Here is a 16,516-nt window from a genome sequence, read left to right as displayed (position 1 = left end):
CCGAGGATTATAGTGCAGCGGCAACCCCACCTGAGCAAGCGTAGTAAAAATTGCTTACACTTCAATGATGTTCCGCAACCATTCAATCTGCCCGCTATCGATGGCGACCAGGTCGAAACGGCAGGGAGGAGTGACGGGATAACGCAATAGGTAGACTTGCGCCGCACAGACCAGGCGGCGCATCTTGGCAGGGGTGATGCTGGCGGCGGCGCCGCCGTGCTCGCGGTCGGCGCGCTGGCGCACCTCGACGAACACCAGGGTTGCGCCATCGCGCATGATCAGGTCGATCTCGCCGCCCTTGCAGCGAAAATTTTCCTCGACCGGGGACAGTGCATGGCGCTTCAGGTAATCGCGGGCGGTGCGTTCCCATTCCCGGCCCTGGGCCTGGCGTCGGGACAGGCGCAGGGGCCACATCTCATTGGCCGGTCAGGCCGGTCGCGACCGGTTCGAACACGCGGCGCGGTGGCGGGACACTGTTGCCGCCGGCATCGTCGGTGAGGATGTTGTCAAGCGGGGCGTTGTCGCGCACCACGACGCCGGTCTCGACGCGGCGGAAGGCGCGCTGGTTCGGTCCACCGGGTTGCCCCATGTTCACCGACAGGCGGCCGGTGGCGCCGTCGAGCTCGAACGAACCGGTGGGGCGCTGCGCCAGCTCGCGCGCGATGCGGTAGGCGTCGATGCCGAGCGCGTACAGGCGCTGCGGGTCGAGACCCTGGCTGGCGCCGTTCCAGCGCGGATAGCCGGCGACCGCCGGATGGTCGGGCTGCACCGTCCAGGGCAGGTCGAGGAAGCGCACGCCGACCAGTTCGGACGGTACGCTGGACAAGTCGAGGCCGGGATTGACGGAGGCGGCGCCATAGGTCGGCAGCGAGGTGCCGATCGCGCTGCGTACCTGGCGCAGGCCGTTGGCGTCGAGCGCGGCGTAGACCAGCTGCGGCGGTTCGGCGGACAAGCGGGCGCGCAGCTCGGCCAGCGCATTGCCGTCGACGTAGCCGCCTTCGGCCGGCAGCTCGACCGTGGCGTGCATGCGGCCCAGTTCGGCCCAGCGCTGGCTGAAGGCGCCCGACAGGCGTTGCTGCCAGGCGGCGCGGCCGGTGAGCACCAGGGCCTGGCCGGCCGGCTGCTCGGCGGCGGCCCACTCGGCCACCTGGCGCGCTTCGTCTTCGAGCGACAGGCCGATCACCAGCATCTGGCGCGGCAGCGGGGCATTGATTTGCGGGTGGTTCAGGGCGATGGTCGGCTTGTTGACCGCGCCGCTGGTGGCCAGGGCCGCCACGGCGGAACGCGCCAGCGGACCGACCACGATATCGTTCTGCCCGGCTGCGCCGCGATAGGCGTCGAGCGCGGCCGGCGACGAGTCGCCGGTGGGCACCAGGTTGACGGTGACGCCTTCGGGTTGCCGTTCGTGGGCGGCCATGAAGCCGGCGCGCACCGCTTCGGCCGGCTGGGCCAGCGCCGCCGAATCGAGCGGCAGCAACAGCGCCACGCGCACGGCCGGGCCGCTGTAGGGCGCCGAGAATGGCACCGACGACGGCGCTGCCGCGCGCGGGCTGCCGTCGGCGCTCGGCGGCAGTTCGACCGGATTGGTCTGTACGCCACTTTCAGGACGCGGCGGCGGCGTGTAAGCTGGCGCCGGCGGCGGCGCATTCGTCACCGGCGTCGCGGGACCGCACGCGCCGCCCGGCATGCCGCAACCGGTATCGGGAGGCAATGGCGTACTGCCGCAGCCAGCGAGCAATGTGGCAACTGAGGTAAGTACGGCGGCCGCGAGCAAGCCCGGTAGATTTTTTTTCTTCAGCATCGGAACCCTTATGACAGATCAGCAGACCATCGACATCGCCCGACTTCCCGTCATGGGCGAGGCGGCCCAGCAGTCCTATCCTACCGCAACGCTGTATGTCGTGGCTACTCCGATCGGCAACGTCACCGACATCACCCTGCGTGCGCTGCACCTGCTGGCATTGGCCGACGTGGTCGCCTGCGAGGATACGCGCAAGACCGGCGCGCTGCTGCAGCGCTTCGGCCTGTCCCAGCCGACCATCGCCGCACACCAGCACAACGAGCGCGAAGTGGCCGACAAGATCGTCGAGCGCCTGCGCGCCGGCCAGCGCGTGGCGCTGGTGTCCGACGCCGGCACGCCGGGCGTGTCCGACCCTGGCGCGCGCATCGTCGATGCGGTGCGTAGTGCCGGCCTGAACGTGGTGCCGCTGCCCGGCCCCTCGGCCGCGATCGCGGCGCTGTCGGCCAGCGGCCTGGTCAACGACCGCTTCCACTTCGTCGGCTTCCTGCCGGCCAAGGCCAAGGGCCGCGAGGCGGCGCTGGCCGCGCTGGCGCGCGAGACCTCGACCCTGGTGTTCTATGAGGCGCCGCACCGCATCAATGATTGCGTCGAGGCGCTGGCGGCGGCGTTCGAGCCGACCCGGCAGGTGGTGTTTGCCCGCGAGCTGAGCAAGATGTTCGAGGAAGTGCACCGCTGTGAACTGAAGGATGCGCTGGCCTGGATCGCGGCCGACCAGCACCGCGAGCGCGGCGAATTCGTGGTGCTGGTGGCCGGCGCCGTCGACGCCACCGACGCCGAGGACGTCGAAGCCGAGCGCGTGCTGCAGATCCTGTTGAGCGAGTGCAGCGTGAAGCAGGCGGCCAACCTGGCGGCGCAGATCACGGGCCGCAAGAAGAATGCGCTGTACGAGCGCGCGCTGCAGATCAAGGGCGGATGACGGGTCACCACTTGCACCCCGAATCCTTTTTCTCCATCAATAAATAAATCGGCGCCAGCAGCCCGCCCGGAAGGCCGTCCTTGCAATCGGGCCGCTTGGCTGCGCGGATGCCGCGCGCCAGCTTGGATTCGGTCTGCAGCGCCGGCTCGGGAAATTGCGCCAGCGCCGTGCCTTCCTTCGACGGATCGCGCAGGTGGGCATTCGCGCGCGCCACCGCGCGCGCGGCGTTCATGTCGAACTTCGGCGCCGGTTCCGCGGCTTCTTCCTGTTGCACGACGAATGGATCGGGTGCGGCGCTTGCGCTGTCCGGGACCGCGATCACGGCTTGCGGCGGCGCCGGTCGGGTGGTGCGCGGTGCGGTGGCGTTCGGGGCCGGCGCAGGGGGACGAACGATGTCCGGCTCCGGCGGTGGCGGTGGCGCTGGCGGTGGCGGTGGCGGTGGCGGGGCCGGCGGGGCGATCCAGACCGAGAGCACCGTCGGCTCGGCCGGCCCGGACTCCATCGTCCGGAAGGTCGTATGCCGGTACGCCAGCAGGAACAATGCATGCACCGCGATCGATACCACTATGCCGACGACGACGCGGCGATTGCCGTGACGCAGGCTGGCAGGATCGCCGTAGCTCAGAGCCATATGCATGACATACCTACCTCAACTTAACTTTAGAAAACTACCAACTCACTATTTTGCAACGAAAACTTGACCGGGTCACGCGAAACCGCTATGATCTCGCTTCTTCGGAGTGTAGCGCAGCCCGGTAGCGCACCTGGTTTGGGACCAGGGGGTCCAAGGTTCGAATCCTTGTACTCCGACCAGTATCAAGAAAAAAGCCGACAACGCGAGTTGTCGGCTTTTTTCGTTGTGGCGTTGGCTGGCGCTGGCGATCCGCGCGTGGACGGCAAAGCCGTCCACCCTGCGTGGTGACGATGGTCGCGCCGAGCGCGAAAAATTATCCGGCGCGCCTGGCCGCGATCGCGTTGCCGGCGCGGCTGATGCTCTTGCGGCCCAGTTGCTGCGAGATGAACAGGCCGGCGTCGACCACCTGGTCGAGATCGATGCCGGTCTCGATGCCCAGCCCCTGCATCAGGTACAGCACGTCCTCGGTCGCCACGTTGCCGGTCGCGCCCTTGGCATACGGGCAGCCGCCCAGGCCGGCCACCGAGGAGTGGAAGATCGCCACCCCGACCTCCATCGCCGCATAGATGTTGGCCAGCGCCTGGCCGTAGGTGTCGTGGAAGTGTCCTGCCAGCTGGGCGATCGGGAATTCCTGCGCCGCGCGCAGCATCACGGCCTGCGTCTTGCGCGCGGTCGAGACGCCGATGGTGTCGGCGATGTCGATTTCGATGCAGCCCAGGTCGCGCATGCGCGCCACCACGTCGCCGACGGCGTCGAGCGGCACCTCGCCCTGGTAGGGGCAGCCGAAGGCCGTGCTGATCGATCCGCGCAGGCGCAGGCCGTATTGCTGCGCCGCGCGCGCCACCGGTTCGAAGCGGGCGATCGACTGGGCGATCGAGCAGTTGATGTTCTTTTGCGAGAAGGCCTCGGAGGCCGCGCTGAACACGACCACCTCGTCGGCGCCGCCGGCAAGGGCGGCCTCGAAGCCCTGCATGTTCGGCACCAGCGCCGAATAGACGGTCCCGGGACGGCGCTCGATGCGCGCCAGCACCTCGGCGCTGGTCGCCATCTGCGGCACCCATTTCGGCGAGACGAAGGCGGCCGCTTCCACGTTGACGAAGCCGGCGCGCGCCAGGCGCTCGACCAGTTCCACTTTCACGTCGGCGCTCAGCGCTTCCTTCTCGTTCTGCAGGCCGTCGCGCGGGCCGACTTCGACGATCTTGACCTTGGCGGGTAAGGTGGGCAAGGCGGCGGGTTGTTGGTTCATGTCAGTATCCACGTTGGCGGTCGACCAGGTCGTCGACCGGTTGGCCGTCTTCCAGGGCGCCGATCTTGGCGGCGATCTGGCGCACGGCATCCGTGCGCATGGTGAGCGCCGAGATGTGCGGGGTGAGGGCGATGCGCGGCTCGTTCCAGAACGGATGCGGGGCCGGCAGCGGCTCGTGGCGGAACACGTCGAGCGTGGCGCCGGCGATGTGGCCCGAGCGGATCAGCGTCATCAGGTCCGGCTCGGCCAGGATGGCGCCGCGCGAGACGTTGATCAGGTAGGCGCCGGGCGCCAGCTTGCCCAGCCGGTGGCGGTCGAGCAGGTTGGTCGTCTCCGCGGTGAGCGGCAGCAGGCAGACCAGCACCCGCGTGCCATGCAGGAAGTCGTCAAGCCCCTCCATGCCGGCATAGGTCGGCACGCCGGGGATGTCCTTCGGGCTGCGGCTCCAGCCGCGCACCGGGAAGCCGAAATGGCGCATCGCCGCGACCACTGGCATGCCGAGCTTGCCCAGTCCCATGACGCCGATCGTGAACGACTCTTTCGGATGCTGGGGCAGCGCATTCCAGGCGCCGTGCCGGGCCTGCTGTTCGTATTCGTCGAAGCGGCGGAAATAGCGCAGCACGGCGTGCGCCACGTACTCGGCCATCTGCACGCCCATGCCGGCGTCGCCCAGGCGCACCAGCGGCACGCGCGGCAGCGCGTCGCCGAACTTGAGCACGGCGTCGACGCCGGCGCCCATCAGGAAGATCGCCTTGACCTCGCCGAGCTGCGCCAGCAGGCCGGGCGCCGGGTTCCACAATACCGCGTAATCGCAAGGAGGCAGTAGCTGGCCCTCCTTCCAGGTGACCGTCTCGACGCCTGGCATCACGGCCGAGAACTCGCGTTCCCATGGCTCGATGACGCCATCGCCCCGGTACAGGACAATGCGCATGTCTCCCCCTCGTTTTTTGTCAGGGTGGTTCTTGTATGTTCGCTTACGCCGCCTTGAAGGCCAGCAGCGGCGCGCCATCCGCCACCTGGTCGCCGACCTGGTACAGCACTTCTTCCACCAGGCCGTCGCTCGGCGCGGAAATCGTGTGTTCCATCTTCATCGCTTCCATGATCACCAGCGGCTCGCCCTTCGCCACGGTCTCGCCGGACTGGGCCAGTACCGCGACCACCTTGCCCGGCATCGGCGCCGTCAGGCGGCCTCCGGCAGATTCAGTCTCGCCAGCATGTGCCATCGGGTCATTGTACGTCAGCGTGTGATGGTGGCCACCGCTAAACACATGGAATGTGTCGCCATCGCGGCGCACGGCGCCATGCACGGCGGTTTCGCCCAGCCGCAGCGCCAGCTCGGCATCGTTCTGCGACACTAATTCGATGCGCTGATGTTGCTTATCAAGGTCAATCTCCCATCCACTATTGCGATAGGTCAGACCGACACGGTAATCGCCGTGCTCATCGTTAAAGGAAAGCACGCGGCGGTAGTCGCCGTTCATGCGCCAGCCACGGGCCTGGCTCCATGGATCGGCGTCGTTGGCGGCGCCGTGCGCGGTCTCGCCATTGACGAGCGCAAGCGCGGCCAGGGCCAGGGCGCCCAGCGGCGCCGGCGCCGGCGGCGGGAATAAGGTGGATTGATTGCGTTCGATCAAACCCGTATCCAGGTCGGCGCGCGAGAAGGCTTCGCCGTCGACCAGGCGTTTCAGGAAGGCGATATTGGTGGCCAGGCCGACGATGCGGAACTCGCCCAGCGCCTGCGACATGCGCGCCAGCGCCTGCGTGCGGTCCGCGCCCCAGACGATCAGCTTGGCGATCATCGGATCGTAGAATGGCGAAATCGCATCGCCCTCGCGCACGCCGGAGTCGACGCGCACGGCGGCCGGCGTCGTCGCCCCGGCCACGCCATCCGCGCCGAGCTCGAACGCCACCGCGCGCGGCACGTCCATGTGGCGCAGGGTGCCGATCGACGGCAGGAAGCCCTTGTCGGGGTTTTCGGCATACACGCGCGCCTCGATCGCGTGGCCGTGGATGCCGAGTTCATGCTGTTTCTTCGGCAGCGGCTCGCCAAAGGCGACGCGCAACTGCCATTCGACCAGATCGGTCCCGGTGATCATCTCGGTCACCGGATGCTCGACCTGCAGGCGGGTGTTCATCTCCATGAAGTAGAACGAACCGTCCTGGTTGGCGATGAATTCCACCGTGCCGGCGCCGACGTAGCCGACCGCGCGCGCGGCATTGACCGCCGCTTCGCCCATGGCCGCGCGGCGGTCCGCCGGCATGTTCGGCGCGGGCGCTTCTTCCAGCACCTTCTGGTGGCGGCGCTGCACCGAGCAGTCGCGCTCGTGCAGGTAGACGCACGCGCCCAGGCGGTCGGCGAAGACCTGGATCTCGATGTGGCGCGGGCGGATCAGGTACTTCTCGACCAGCACCTTGGCGTCGCCGAACGAACTGATCGCTTCGCGCTGGCACGAGGCCAGCGCGGCCTCGAAATCCTCCGAACGCTCGACCACGCGCATGCCCTTGCCGCCGCCGCCGGCGCTGGCCTTGAGCAGCACCGGGTAACCGATGCGGTCGGCCTGCTGGCGGAGAAAACCAGGGTCCTGCTCGTCGCCGTGGTAGCCCGGCACCAGCGGCACGTTGGCGCCCTCCATCAGCTGCTTGGCGGCCGACTTCGAACCCATCGCGCGCATCGAGGACGCCGGCGGGCCGATGAACACCAGTCCGGCGGCCTGCACCGCATCCGCGAACTCCGCATTCTCTGACAGGAAGCCGTAGCCCGGATGGATCGCCTGGGCGCCGGTGGCCCTGGCCACCTCGATGATCTTGCTGCCACGAAGATAGCTGTCCCTGGCGGCCGCAGGGCCAATCAGGACCGCCTCATCGCACACCGCGACGTGCTTGGCGCCGGCGTCGGCTTCCGAATACACGGCGACGGTACGAATACCCATGCGGCGCGCGGTGGCGGCGACACGGCAGGCGATTTCGCCCCGGTTGGCGATGAGGATCTTGGTGAACATGCGCTTTATCTTTCGCTTATGGTTGTTCGGACGAGTCGTGCGCGCGGCCGTGTCTCCCCGGCCGCAGAAACGTCATTCCCGCGTAAGCGGGAACCTAAGTTTTCTTAACACCCGCAGGCTTCCTTCTGCACCGAATCGAGCATGGCGGCGCGCGTCTTGAGACCCAGCTTGGCCAGCAGCACGCGGTCGTCGTCGGCTTCCGGATTGTCGGTGGTGAGCAGCTTGTCGCCGTAGAAGATCGAGTTGGCGCCGGCCATGAAGCACATCGCCTGCACCGCTTCGCCCAGCTCGCGGCGGCCCGCCGACAGGCGCACGCGCGCTTGCGGCATGGTGATGCGCGCGACCGCGATGGTGCGCACGAATTCGATCGGGTCCAGCTTGTCCAGGCCGTGCAGCGGCGTGCCTGCCACCTGCACCAGGTGGTTGACCGGCACCGATTCCGGATACGGATTCAGGTTGGCCAGCTGGGCGATCAGGCCGGCGCGCTGCTCGCGCGTCTCGCCCATGCCGACGATGCCGCCGCAGCAGACCTTCAGGCCCGCTTCGCGCACGCGGCCCAGCGTGTCCAGGCGGTCCTGGTATTCGCGGGTCGAAATGACGTTGTTGTAGAAGTCGGGCGCGGTATCGATATTGTGGTTGTAGTAGTCCAGGCCCGCTTTTTTCAGCTGTTCGGCCTGGCCGGCTTCGAGCATCCCCAGGGTGGCGCAGGTCTCCATGCCCAGCGCCTTCACTTCGCGCACCATGGTCTCGACCTTTTCCATGTCGCGCTCCTTCGGGCTGCGCCAGGCGGCGCCCATGCAGAAGCGGGTCGCGCCGCTGGCCTTGGCCGCGCGCGCCGCGTCGAGCACGGTGTCGATGTCGAGGAGCTTCTTGGCTTCGACGCCGGTGTCGTAGCGCGCCGCCTGCGGGCAGTAGCCGCAGTCTTCCTCGCAGCCGCCGGTCTTGATCGACAGCAGGGTCGCCAGTTCGACGTCGCCGTCGGGGAAGTGTTCGCGGTGCAGCGTCGAGGCGCGGTGCATCAGTTCGGGAAACGGCAGCTCGAACAGCGCCAGCACATCGGCCAGCGGCCAGGTGGCGTTTTCAGCAGGTTTGATGGCGGCCGCAGGGCGGTGCAGGGCGATGGTATTCATATCGGACATGGTGGTTCCTTCAGGACTTGCCTCGCGTGGACGGCCATCCCGGCAGTCCAGCGAGATCGATGAATTCGGCCGCCGCGGCGGCCGTCGGTGTTTGCAGGCGCGGCACATGACCCAGCAGCGGCGCCGGGATGCGCTGTGCCAGCGCCTTGATGTTCTCTTGCTCGAAGCTCATATCGGGATCGACCGTGTTGGCGACCCAGCCGGCCAGCACCAGGCCGCGCGCCACGATCGCCTCGACCGTGAGCAGGGCGTGGCTGATGCAGCCCAGGCGCATGCCGACCACCAGGATCACCGGCAGGTTCAGCTGCGCGGCGAGGTCGGCGCTGTCGAAGGTGTCGTTGAACGGCACCCGAAAGCCCCCCACGCCCTCGACTACCACCGCATCGGACGCGGCCTGGATCTCGGCGAAGGCGGCGATGATCGGCGCCGATTCGATGGTGACGTTTTCCAGCGCGGCGGCGATGTGCGGCGCCGCCGGTTCGCGCAGCATGTACGGCGTGGTGATCGACACCGGCAGGTGCACGTTGCCGGCGCCCGACAGCATGTCGGCGTCGTCGTTGTGCAGTTCGCCATCGCGCAGTTCGGCGCCGGCCGCCACCGGCTTCATGCCGCAGGCGCGCACGCCGCTGGCGGCGAGCTTGTGCAGGATGGCGCTCGAGACCAGGGTCTTGCCGATCTCGGTGTCGGTGCCGGTGACGAAGCAGGCGAAGCGCGAGGGCAGGCCGTCGATGGCGCGCGCCTCGAGTTCCGGCTCCAGGGCCGGCTCGTCGAACTCGGCCTGCGGCATCATGGGCGAGGGCGCGACCGCCGGCGCGGCGATCGGGTCGTCATGGTCGTTCAGGTTGTTCGGATCGTTCGGGTTGTTCATGGTGCGGCCTTTTCCAGTCTGTTGAGCGCCTGCGCCAGTTGCGCGACGTCGTCGATGCCGTGGGCGGCCGACAGGGTCACGCGCAGGCGCGCCGTGCCCGGCGCCACGGTCGGCGGGCGGATCGCCGGCACCCACAGGCCCTGTTCATGCAGGGCGGCGGAGGCGCGCAGCGCAGCGTCGTTGCTGCCGATGACGACGGGCTGGATCGCGGTGGTCGATGCCGCCAGTGTCCAACGCTGGAAATCCAGCGATTCGCGCAATTGCTTGACCAATCCCGCCAGGTGGGCGCGTCGTGTTTTTCCTTCGGCGCCGCCAATGATATCAAGGCTGGCGAGCAGGGCGTGCGCGAGGGCCGGCGGGCAGGCCGTGGTGTAGATGTAGGGACGGGCGCGCTGCACCAGCAATTCGATGACGCTGGCGTGCGCGGCGACGAAGGCGCCGCCGACGCCGGCCGCCTTGCCGAGCGTGCCCATGTACACCAGATTGGGCGAGCAGAGGCCAAAGTGTTCGAGCGCGCCGCGGCCGTTGTTCCCCAGCACGCCGAAGCCGTGGGCGTCGTCGACCACCAGCCAGGCGCCGTGACGCTCGCATGCGGCCAGCAGCGCCGGCAGCGGGGCCAGGTTGCCGTCCATGCTGAAGACGCTGTCGGTGACGACGATTTTCGTGGCGGCGCTGCTGGCCGCGAGCCGCGCTTCGAGCGCGTCGACGTCGCCGTGCGGGTAGACCGCGACGCCGGCCTTGGCCAGGCGCGCGCCGTCGATCAGCGAGGCGTGGTTCAGCTCCTCGGAAAAGATCATCGCGTCGGCGTCCAGCCCCAGCGCGGTCAGGATCGCCAGGTTGGCCATGTAGCCAGTGCACAGCGTGAGCGCGCGCGCCTGTTCCAGGTGCGGCGCCATCCACTCGGCCAGGCGCTCTTCCAGCACGTGGTGGGCGCGGCCGTGGCCCGACACCAGGTGCGAGGCGCCGCTGCCGGCGCCATACAAAGTGGCGCCTGCGCGCAGCGCTTCGACCACCAGCGGGTGCGACGCCAGGCCGAGGTAGTCGTTGCTGCAGAAGGCCAGCAGTTCGCGGCCATCGACGATCTGGCGCGGCGCGCAGGCGCCGTCGGTCACGCGGCGCCTGCGCACCAGGCTGTGGGCGGCGAGGGCGTCGAGCTTGCGGTCGATAGTGGCGATTAAATCCATGGCATCAACCCGCGATCACCGACTCGAAGGTCTTGAGGGTGCGCGCGGCCAGGCCGGCGACCTCCTCGTCGTCCAGCACGTAGGGCGGCATCAGGTAGACGGTGCGGCCGATCGGGCGCAGCAGCAGCTCGTTCTCGACCGCGGTGGAGAAGAAGCGGCGCGAGAAGGTCGAGGCGCGATCCTTGTCCGGTTCGATGGCGTCGAACGCGAAGATCATGCCGCGCTGGCGGAAGTGGCGCGTGCGCGCATGCTCGGCCAGCGGCGCCAGCGCGGCCGTCATCCTGGTCGCCAGCTCGCGATTGCGGTTCAAGACATCGTCCTGTTCGAAGATGTCGAGCGTGGCCAGCGCCGCGCGGCAGGCCAGCGGATTGCCGGTATACGAATGCGAGTGAAGGAAGCCGCGCGTGATGTCTTCGCTGTAGAAGGCCTGGTAGATGTCGTCGCGGGTGAGCACCAGCGACAGCGGCAGGTAGCCGCCGCTGATGCCTTTCGACAGGCACATGAAGTCCGGCCAGATCGACGCCTGTTCGCAGGCGAAGAAGGTGCCGGTGCGCCCGCAGCCGACTGCGATCTCGTCGGCGATCAGGTGCACGTGGTGCTGGTCGCACAGGTCGCGCAACAACTTGAGGTAGAGCGGGTCGTACATCGCCATGCCGGTCGCGCACTGCACCAGCGGCTCGACGATGATGGCGGCGATCCTGTCGCCACGCTGCTCGAACAGTTCCTTTACCTCCAGGATCGCGCGGCGCGCCACGTCCTGGGCCGTTTCGCCTTCTCTCGCGTTGCGCGCGTCCGGCGCGCTTACCACGTGGGAGGCACGCAGCAGCGGGCCATAGGCATCCTTGAACAGCGCAACGTCGGTGACCGACAGCGCGCCGATGGTCTCGCCGTGATAGCTGCCCTGCAGGCAGACGAATTCCTGCTTGTCCGACCGCCCGGCGTTGCGCCAGGCGTGGAAGCTCATCTTCATCGCGATCTCGACCGCGGAGGCCCCGTCCGAGGCGAAGGTGGCGTGGCCCAGCGCGTGGCCGGTGAGCCTCGAGAGGCGTTCGGCCAGCTCGACCACCGGCGCATGCGTGAAACCGGCCAGCATCGCGTGTTCGAGCTTGTCCAGCTGGTCCTTCAGCGCGGCGTTGATGCGCGGGTTCGCGTGGCCGAACATGTTCACCCACCACGAGCTGATGCCGTCCAGGTAGCGCTTGCCGTCATAGTCATAGAGCCACGGACCCTTGCCGTGGCTGACCGCGATCAGCGGCACCTCCTCGTGGTGCTGCATCTGGGTGCAGGGATGCCATACGCTGCGCAGGCTGCGCGCGATCCACTCGGAGGAGGTCGATTGAGTCACTTCAGGATTCCAATATATCTATAAGTATCTAGTCAAAGCGCAGCCATGCCGGCTTGCGTTTTTCAAGGAAGGAAGCCACGCCTTCCCGTCCTTCCAATGAGGCGCGGATGGCGGCGATGCGGCCGGCGGTATCCAGCAGCAGCGCATCGTCGACTGGTTTGCCGACGATGTCGCGCACCAGCGTCTTGGCTTGCCTCACGGCGTTCGGGCTGTTGTCGACCAGGGCGCGGGCGATGCCGGCGACCGTCGCGTCGAGCGCGTCGGCGGCCACCACTTCATGCACGAAACCGATGCGGCGCGCTTCAGGCGCATCGAAACGCTCGGCGGTCAAAAAGTAGCGGCGCGCGGCCTGCTCGCCCATGGCCTTGATCACGTAAGGCGAGATGGTAGCCGGAATCAGGCCGAGCTTCACTTCGGACAGGCAAAAACCGGCGGTGTCGACGGCGACGACGATGTCGCAGGCGGCCACCAGGCCCATGCCGCCGGCGTAGCAGTCGCCCTGCACCCTGGCCACGGTGGGCTTCGGGCACAGGTAGATGGTGCGCAGCATGTCGGCCAGGCGCAGAGCGTCTTCCTGGTTTTCTTCATGCGAGTAAGCGGCCATCTTCTTCATCCAGTTCAGGTCGGCGCCGGCGCAGAAGGCCGGACCATTCGCAGCCAGCACGATGGCGCGCACCATGTCGTTCCGGCCCAGCGCATCGAAGGCCAGCGCCAGTTCGGCGATCGTGTGCTCGTTGAAGGCGTTGCGCAGCTCGGGGCGGTTCAGGGTGACGGTGGCCACCTTGCCGGCGATCGCGATGGCGAGGGTCTGGTAATCCATGCTGTTCTCCTTACATGCGGAACACGCCGAACTTCGTGTCCTCGATCGGCTTGTTCATCGCTGCCGACAGGCCCAGGCCCAGCACCATGCGCGTGTCGACCGGGTCGATCACGCCGTCGTCCCACAGGCGCGCGCTGGCGTAATAAGGGTGGCCCTGGTGCTCGTACTGGTCCTTGATCGGCTGCTTGAACGCGGCTTCTTCGTCCAGCGACCACTGGCCGCCTTTCGCTTCCAGCCCATCGCGCTTGACCGTGGCCAGGACCGATGCCGCCTGGTCGCCACCCATCACCGAGATGCGCGCGTTCGGCCACATCCACAGCAAGCGCGGCGAGAACGCGCGGCCGCACATGCCGTAGTTGCCTGCGCCGAAGGAGCCGCCGATGATGACGGTGAACTTCGGCACCGAGGCGGTGGCCACCGCAGTGACCATCTTGGCGCCGTTGCGGGCGATGCCTTCGTTTTCGTACTTGCGGCCGACCATGAAGCCGGTGATGTTCTGCAGGAACACGAGCGGGATCTTGCGCTGGCAGCACAGCTCGATGAAGTGGGCGCCCTTGAGCGCCGACTCCGAGAACAGGATGCCATTGTTGGCGACGATGCCGACCTTCATGCCGTAGATGTGGGCGAAGCCGCACACCAGCGTGGTGCCATAGCGGGCCTTGAACTCGTCGAACTCGCTGCCGTCGACCACGCGCGCGATCACTTCGCGCACGTCGAACGGCTTGCGGGTATCGACCGGGATCACGCCATACAGTTCTTCCGGCGCATAGCGAGGCTCGCACGATGGGCGTAGCGCGCCTTGCACCGGTTTGACCCGGTTCAGGTTCGACACGATGGTGCGCGCCAGCGCCAGCGCGTGCGTATCGTTCTGGGCCAGGTGGTCGGCCACGCCCGACAGGCGGGTGTGGACGTCGCCGCCGCCCAGGTCTTCGGCGCTGACCACTTCGCCGGTCGCGGCTTTCACCAACGGCGGGCCGCCGAGGAAGATCGTGCCTTGCTCCTTGACGATGATCGACTCGTCGCTCATCGCCGGCACATAGGCGCCGCCGGCGGTGCACGAGCCCATCACCACGGCGATCTGCGGGATGCCCTTGGCGGAGAGATTCGCCTGGTTGTAGAAGATGCGGCCGAAGTGGTCGCGGTCGGGGAACACATCGTCCTGGTTCGGCAGGTTGGCGCCGCCCGAGTCGACCAGGTAGATGCAGGGCAGGTTGTTCTGCTCCGCGATCTCCTGCGCGCGCAGGTGTTTTTTCACCGTCATCGGATAATAGGTGCCGCCCTTGACGGTGGCGTCGTTACAGACGATCACGCACTCCTGGCCCGATACGCGGCCGATGCCGGTGATGATGCCGGCGCTGGGGGCGGCGCCGTCATACATTTCATAGGCGGCCAGCTGGGAGAATTCAAGGAAGGGCGTGCCCGGATCGAGCAGGTGTTCGACGCGCTCGCGCGGCAGCAGCTTGCCGCGCGCCAGATGACGGGCGCAAGCCTCCGCACCGCCGCCCTGCGACATCTGTGCGACGCGCGCGCGCAAGTCGTCCACCATCGCCTGCATTGCCGCGGCATTGGTCTTGAAGTCCTCGCCGCGCGGGTTCAGTTTGCTCTCGATCTGGGGCATGTGCCGTCCTCTTCTTTCGTCCGCCTCTCCCGGCGGTTACTTCTTGTCAGGGAAACTGCCGTCCAGGTAGAACCAGCGAAGCACGCCATCCGGACCGGGCTCGCGCACGAAGCGGCTGACTTCGTGCAGGCGGTGCGCCCGGCCGCCTACCTTGAAGCGGGCGACGAATTCGACGCTGTCCTCATCGATGCGGTTCGGGTCTTGCCCTGGATCGTTCACCAATTCTGCTTTACGTTGACGTAAACGTAAAGCAGTTTTTATCTCGAGTCCGAGCCAGCGCATGGGCTCGGGCTCATCGATGATCGCTTCCTGCGGGCGGGTGCTGGGATGCCAGGTAGCAACCAGATAAGGCTCGTCCTTGAGCGTGAACGCGGTATAGCGCGAGCGCATCAGGGTCTCGGCGCTCGGCGGCACGGCCGCGCCGGCCAGGTAGGGGCCGCAGCATTGCTCGTACGCGGGACCGCCGCAGGGGCAGGGAGAGGTGGGGCGGGTGGACATGGCGGCAATTATCCGCGATTTTTCCACTGCCGGTCATGCGGGATGCATGGCTGTCAATCCGTTAAATATGTGCCAACAGTAGGGTTGGCGGCTTGCCGCCGACGCGGTGATGGTTGGCAGCGAGATCATCCGGAACGACATCGGAGCCGATAACAATCACCGCGTCGGCGGCGAAGCCGCCGACCCTACGTACGCAGCGTCAACCCATCCAGCCCGAATGGCGGCGCCTTCCCCTGCACCAGGTCGGCCAGCACCGCAGCCGTCCCGCAGGCAAAGGTAAACCCCAGCGGTCCGTGGCCGACGTTCAGCCACAGGTTGTCGTAGCGGGTGGCTCCGATGATCGGCGCGCTGCTCGGCGTCGCCGGCCGCAATCCGGCCCACACCGCTACGCGCGAATAATCCGCCGCGCGCGGCATGGTGTCGCGCACCTGGCGCGTCAGCCCCTCGACCCGCTTCGGATCGTGGCGCAGGTCCTCGCCCACCATGTCGACCATCGCCGCCACGCGTAGCCGGTCGCCGATGCGCGCATACAGCACCTTGCGTTCGAAGTCGGTCACGCTGATCTCGGGCGCCACGTCGTCCTGGCGGATCGGGGCGGAAAGGCTGTAGCCCTTGAGCGGATACAGCGGCAGGTCGATCCCGATCGATTCGGCCAGGTCGCGGCTCTGGATCCCGGCCGCCAGCACGTAGGCGTCCGCCGTGAGCAGGCCGCCGGCCGTCTCGACGCCGCGGATCCGTCCACGCTCGGCGTACAGCCCGCGCGCCTCGCCATGGGCGAAGCCGCGAAAGCGCGGATGCGCGCGCAGGCGTTCGGCCAGGGCCAGGCAGAAAGCGTGGCAGTCGGCCACCGCCTCGCCGGCGTTGTAGATGCCGCCGGCCAGCAGATGCTGGCTCGCCGCCAGCGCCGGTTCGCGCGCGCCGCATTCCTCGGGCGTCCAGACCTGGCCGGCGCCGGGTTTCGACGCGGCCGCCTCGAACACTTCGCGCGAGCGGTAGACCACCAGCTTGCCGGCGTCGCGCCAGTGGAAGGATTCGGGCGGCACCACCAGCGCGAGCTGCTCCATCGCGCGGCGCGAGCACTCTCCCAGCTCGAGCAGCTTGGCCGTGGTGCGGCGGTTGACGTCAGCGCGGCAGTGGGCCAGGAAGCTGGCCAGCCAGCGGTACTGGCGCAGGTCGGCCTCGGGCTTGAAACGCAGCGGGCCGTCGGCCTGGAACAGCCATTTGACGGCCTTGAGCGGAATGCCCTCGTCGGCCAGCGGCGAGACGTAGCGGTAGCTGAGCTGGCCGCCATTGCCGTAGCTGGCGCCGCTGCCGACTTCCGGCGCGCGCTCCAGCAGGGTGACGCCGTAGCCGGCTTCCACCAGCCACCAGGCCGATGCCAGGCCGACGACGCCGCCGCCGATCACGATGATGTGCTGCATGCCAGACTCGTTCATTCAGATAGGGGA

The 16,516-nt window shown here is 67.8% G+C and carries 15 protein-coding genes and 1 tRNA gene; 2 read left to right on the top strand and 14 right to left on the bottom strand.

The window, feature by feature from the left end:
* Nucleotides 1-54: 54 nt before the first annotated feature.
* Both ABIB38_RS00995 and ABIB38_RS00990 read right to left on the bottom strand, forming a co-directional pair.
* A complete protein-coding gene (locus ABIB38_RS00995; RefSeq protein ID WP_429200972.1) occupies nt 55-414 on the bottom strand; it encodes a YraN family protein in 360 nt (119 codons plus the stop codon).
* A 1-nt stretch (nt 415) separates the two neighbouring features.
* Nucleotides 416-1,711: a penicillin-binding protein activator gene (locus ABIB38_RS00990; RefSeq protein WP_429200970.1), complete on the bottom strand. Its 1,296-nt coding sequence runs from the start codon at nt 1,709-1,711 to the stop codon at nt 416-418.
* 100 nt (nt 1,712-1,811) lie between these two features.
* On the opposite strand from ABIB38_RS00990, the gene rsmI reads away from it, so the two are divergent.
* The gene (gene rsmI / locus ABIB38_RS00985; RefSeq protein ID WP_429200968.1) at nt 1,812-2,717 is read left to right on the top strand and encodes a 16S rRNA (cytidine(1402)-2'-O)-methyltransferase; all 906 of its coding nucleotides are present in this window, start codon (nt 1,812-1,814) and stop codon (nt 2,715-2,717) included.
* 4 nt (nt 2,718-2,721) lie between these two features.
* Here rsmI and ABIB38_RS00980 read toward each other — a convergent pair whose 3' ends face one another.
* A complete protein-coding gene (locus ABIB38_RS00980; protein ID WP_429200966.1) occupies nt 2,722-3,354 on the bottom strand; it encodes a hypothetical protein in 633 nt (210 codons plus the stop codon).
* Nucleotides 3,355-3,453: 99 nt separating this feature from the next.
* On the opposite strand from ABIB38_RS00980, the gene ABIB38_RS00975 reads away from it, so the two are divergent.
* Nucleotides 3,454-3,530 (top strand) — tRNA-Pro (locus ABIB38_RS00975).
* A gap of 134 nt (nt 3,531-3,664) precedes the next feature.
* On the opposite strand, the gene ABIB38_RS00970 is transcribed toward ABIB38_RS00975, so the two are convergent.
* The 11 genes from ABIB38_RS00970 to ABIB38_RS00920 form a co-directional block, all read right to left on the bottom strand.
* Nucleotides 3,665-4,597 (bottom strand): hydroxymethylglutaryl-CoA lyase, encoded by a 933-nt coding sequence (locus ABIB38_RS00970; protein WP_429200964.1) that lies wholly within the window; start codon nt 4,595-4,597, stop codon nt 3,665-3,667.
* 1 nt (nt 4,598) lies between these two features.
* Complete coding sequence (locus tag ABIB38_RS00965; protein WP_429200962.1) at nt 4,599-5,528, bottom strand: 2-hydroxyacid dehydrogenase; 930 nt, start codon at nt 5,526-5,528, stop codon at nt 4,599-4,601.
* 43 nt (nt 5,529-5,571) lie between these two features.
* Nucleotides 5,572-7,596 carry an acetyl/propionyl/methylcrotonyl-CoA carboxylase subunit alpha gene (locus tag ABIB38_RS00960; protein ID WP_429200960.1) on the bottom strand — a complete coding sequence of 675 codons (2,025 nt, stop codon included), beginning with the start codon at nt 7,594-7,596 and terminating at the stop codon, nt 5,572-5,574.
* 104 nt (nt 7,597-7,700) lie between these two features.
* Nucleotides 7,701-8,726, bottom strand: coding sequence for a biotin synthase BioB (gene bioB / locus ABIB38_RS00955; RefSeq protein ID WP_429201779.1), 1,026 nt, complete (start codon nt 8,724-8,726; stop codon nt 7,701-7,703).
* A gap of 19 nt (nt 8,727-8,745) precedes the next feature.
* The gene (bioD, locus tag ABIB38_RS00950) at nt 8,746-9,603 is read right to left on the bottom strand and encodes a dethiobiotin synthase (RefSeq protein ID WP_429200959.1); all 858 of its coding nucleotides are present in this window, start codon (nt 9,601-9,603) and stop codon (nt 8,746-8,748) included.
* A complete protein-coding gene (gene bioF / locus ABIB38_RS00945; protein WP_429200957.1) occupies nt 9,600-10,787 on the bottom strand; it encodes an 8-amino-7-oxononanoate synthase in 1,188 nt (395 codons plus the stop codon). Before bioF ends, bioD begins: the two co-directional genes overlap by 4 nt.
* Nucleotides 10,788-10,791: 4 nt before the next feature.
* Nucleotides 10,792-12,132 (bottom strand): adenosylmethionine--8-amino-7-oxononanoate transaminase, encoded by a 1,341-nt coding sequence (gene bioA, locus ABIB38_RS00940; RefSeq protein WP_429200955.1) that lies wholly within the window; start codon nt 12,130-12,132, stop codon nt 10,792-10,794.
* Between the two features lie 28 nt (nt 12,133-12,160).
* The gene (locus ABIB38_RS00935; protein ID WP_429200953.1) at nt 12,161-12,952 is read right to left on the bottom strand and encodes an enoyl-CoA hydratase/isomerase family protein; all 792 of its coding nucleotides are present in this window, start codon (nt 12,950-12,952) and stop codon (nt 12,161-12,163) included.
* Nucleotides 12,953-12,962: 10 nt separating this feature from the next.
* Entirely contained in the window at nt 12,963-14,570 is a 1,608-nt protein-coding gene (locus tag ABIB38_RS00930; RefSeq protein WP_429200951.1) for a carboxyl transferase domain-containing protein, read from the bottom strand.
* A 36-nt stretch (nt 14,571-14,606) separates the two neighbouring features.
* Nucleotides 14,607-15,068 (bottom strand): YchJ family protein, encoded by a 462-nt coding sequence (locus tag ABIB38_RS00925; protein WP_429200949.1) that lies wholly within the window; start codon nt 15,066-15,068, stop codon nt 14,607-14,609.
* Nucleotides 15,069-15,253: 185 nt separating this feature from the next.
* Nucleotides 15,254-16,489, bottom strand: a complete 1,236-nt coding sequence (locus ABIB38_RS00920) for a D-amino acid dehydrogenase (RefSeq protein ID WP_429200947.1) — start codon at nt 16,487-16,489, stop codon at nt 15,254-15,256.
* Nucleotides 16,490-16,516: the final 27 nt, after the last annotated feature.

Origin of the sequence: Massilia sp. UYP11 (genome assembly GCF_050434805.1) — a bacterium.
GTDB lineage: Bacteria > Pseudomonadota > Gammaproteobacteria > Burkholderiales > Burkholderiaceae_D > Telluria.
Note: the sequence above shows the minus strand (reverse complement) of the source record. Positions and strands in the feature narration are given on the sequence as shown.

What these genes read in the sequence shown, in the direction of transcription:
- ABIB38_RS00920 (WP_429200947.1), bottom strand. Translation starts at nt 16,489, where the DNA reads ATGCAGCACATCATCGTGATCGGCGGCGGCGTCGTCGGCCTGGCATCG.
- ABIB38_RS00930 (WP_429200951.1), bottom strand. Translation starts at nt 14,570, where the DNA reads ATGCCCCAGATCGAGAGCAAACTGAACCCGCGCGGCGAGGACTTCAAG.
- bioF (WP_429200957.1), bottom strand. Translation starts at nt 10,787, where the DNA reads ATGGATTTAATCGCCACTATCGACCGCAAGCTCGACGCCCTCGCCGCC.
- ABIB38_RS00935 (WP_429200953.1), bottom strand. Translation starts at nt 12,952, where the DNA reads ATGGATTACCAGACCCTCGCCATCGCGATCGCCGGCAAGGTGGCCACC.
- ABIB38_RS00925 (WP_429200949.1), bottom strand. Translation starts at nt 15,068, where the DNA reads ATGTCCACCCGCCCCACCTCTCCCTGCCCCTGCGGCGGTCCCGCGTAC.
- bioD (WP_429200959.1), bottom strand. Translation starts at nt 9,603, where the DNA reads ATGAACAACCCGAACGATCCGAACAACCTGAACGACCATGACGACCCG.
- ABIB38_RS00965 (WP_429200962.1), bottom strand. Translation starts at nt 5,528, where the DNA reads ATGCGCATTGTCCTGTACCGGGGCGATGGCGTCATCGAGCCATGGGAA.
- ABIB38_RS00980 (WP_429200966.1), bottom strand. Translation starts at nt 3,354, where the DNA reads ATGCATATGGCTCTGAGCTACGGCGATCCTGCCAGCCTGCGTCACGGC.
- ABIB38_RS00970 (WP_429200964.1), bottom strand. Translation starts at nt 4,597, where the DNA reads ATGAACCAACAACCCGCCGCCTTGCCCACCTTACCCGCCAAGGTCAAG.
- ABIB38_RS00960 (WP_429200960.1), bottom strand. Translation starts at nt 7,596, where the DNA reads ATGTTCACCAAGATCCTCATCGCCAACCGGGGCGAAATCGCCTGCCGT.
- bioB (WP_429201779.1), bottom strand. Translation starts at nt 8,726, where the DNA reads ATGAATACCATCGCCCTGCACCGCCCTGCGGCCGCCATCAAACCTGCT.
- rsmI (WP_429200968.1), top strand. Translation starts at nt 1,812, where the DNA reads ATGACAGATCAGCAGACCATCGACATCGCCCGACTTCCCGTCATGGGC.
- ABIB38_RS00995 (WP_429200972.1), bottom strand. Translation starts at nt 414, where the DNA reads ATGTGGCCCCTGCGCCTGTCCCGACGCCAGGCCCAGGGCCGGGAATGG.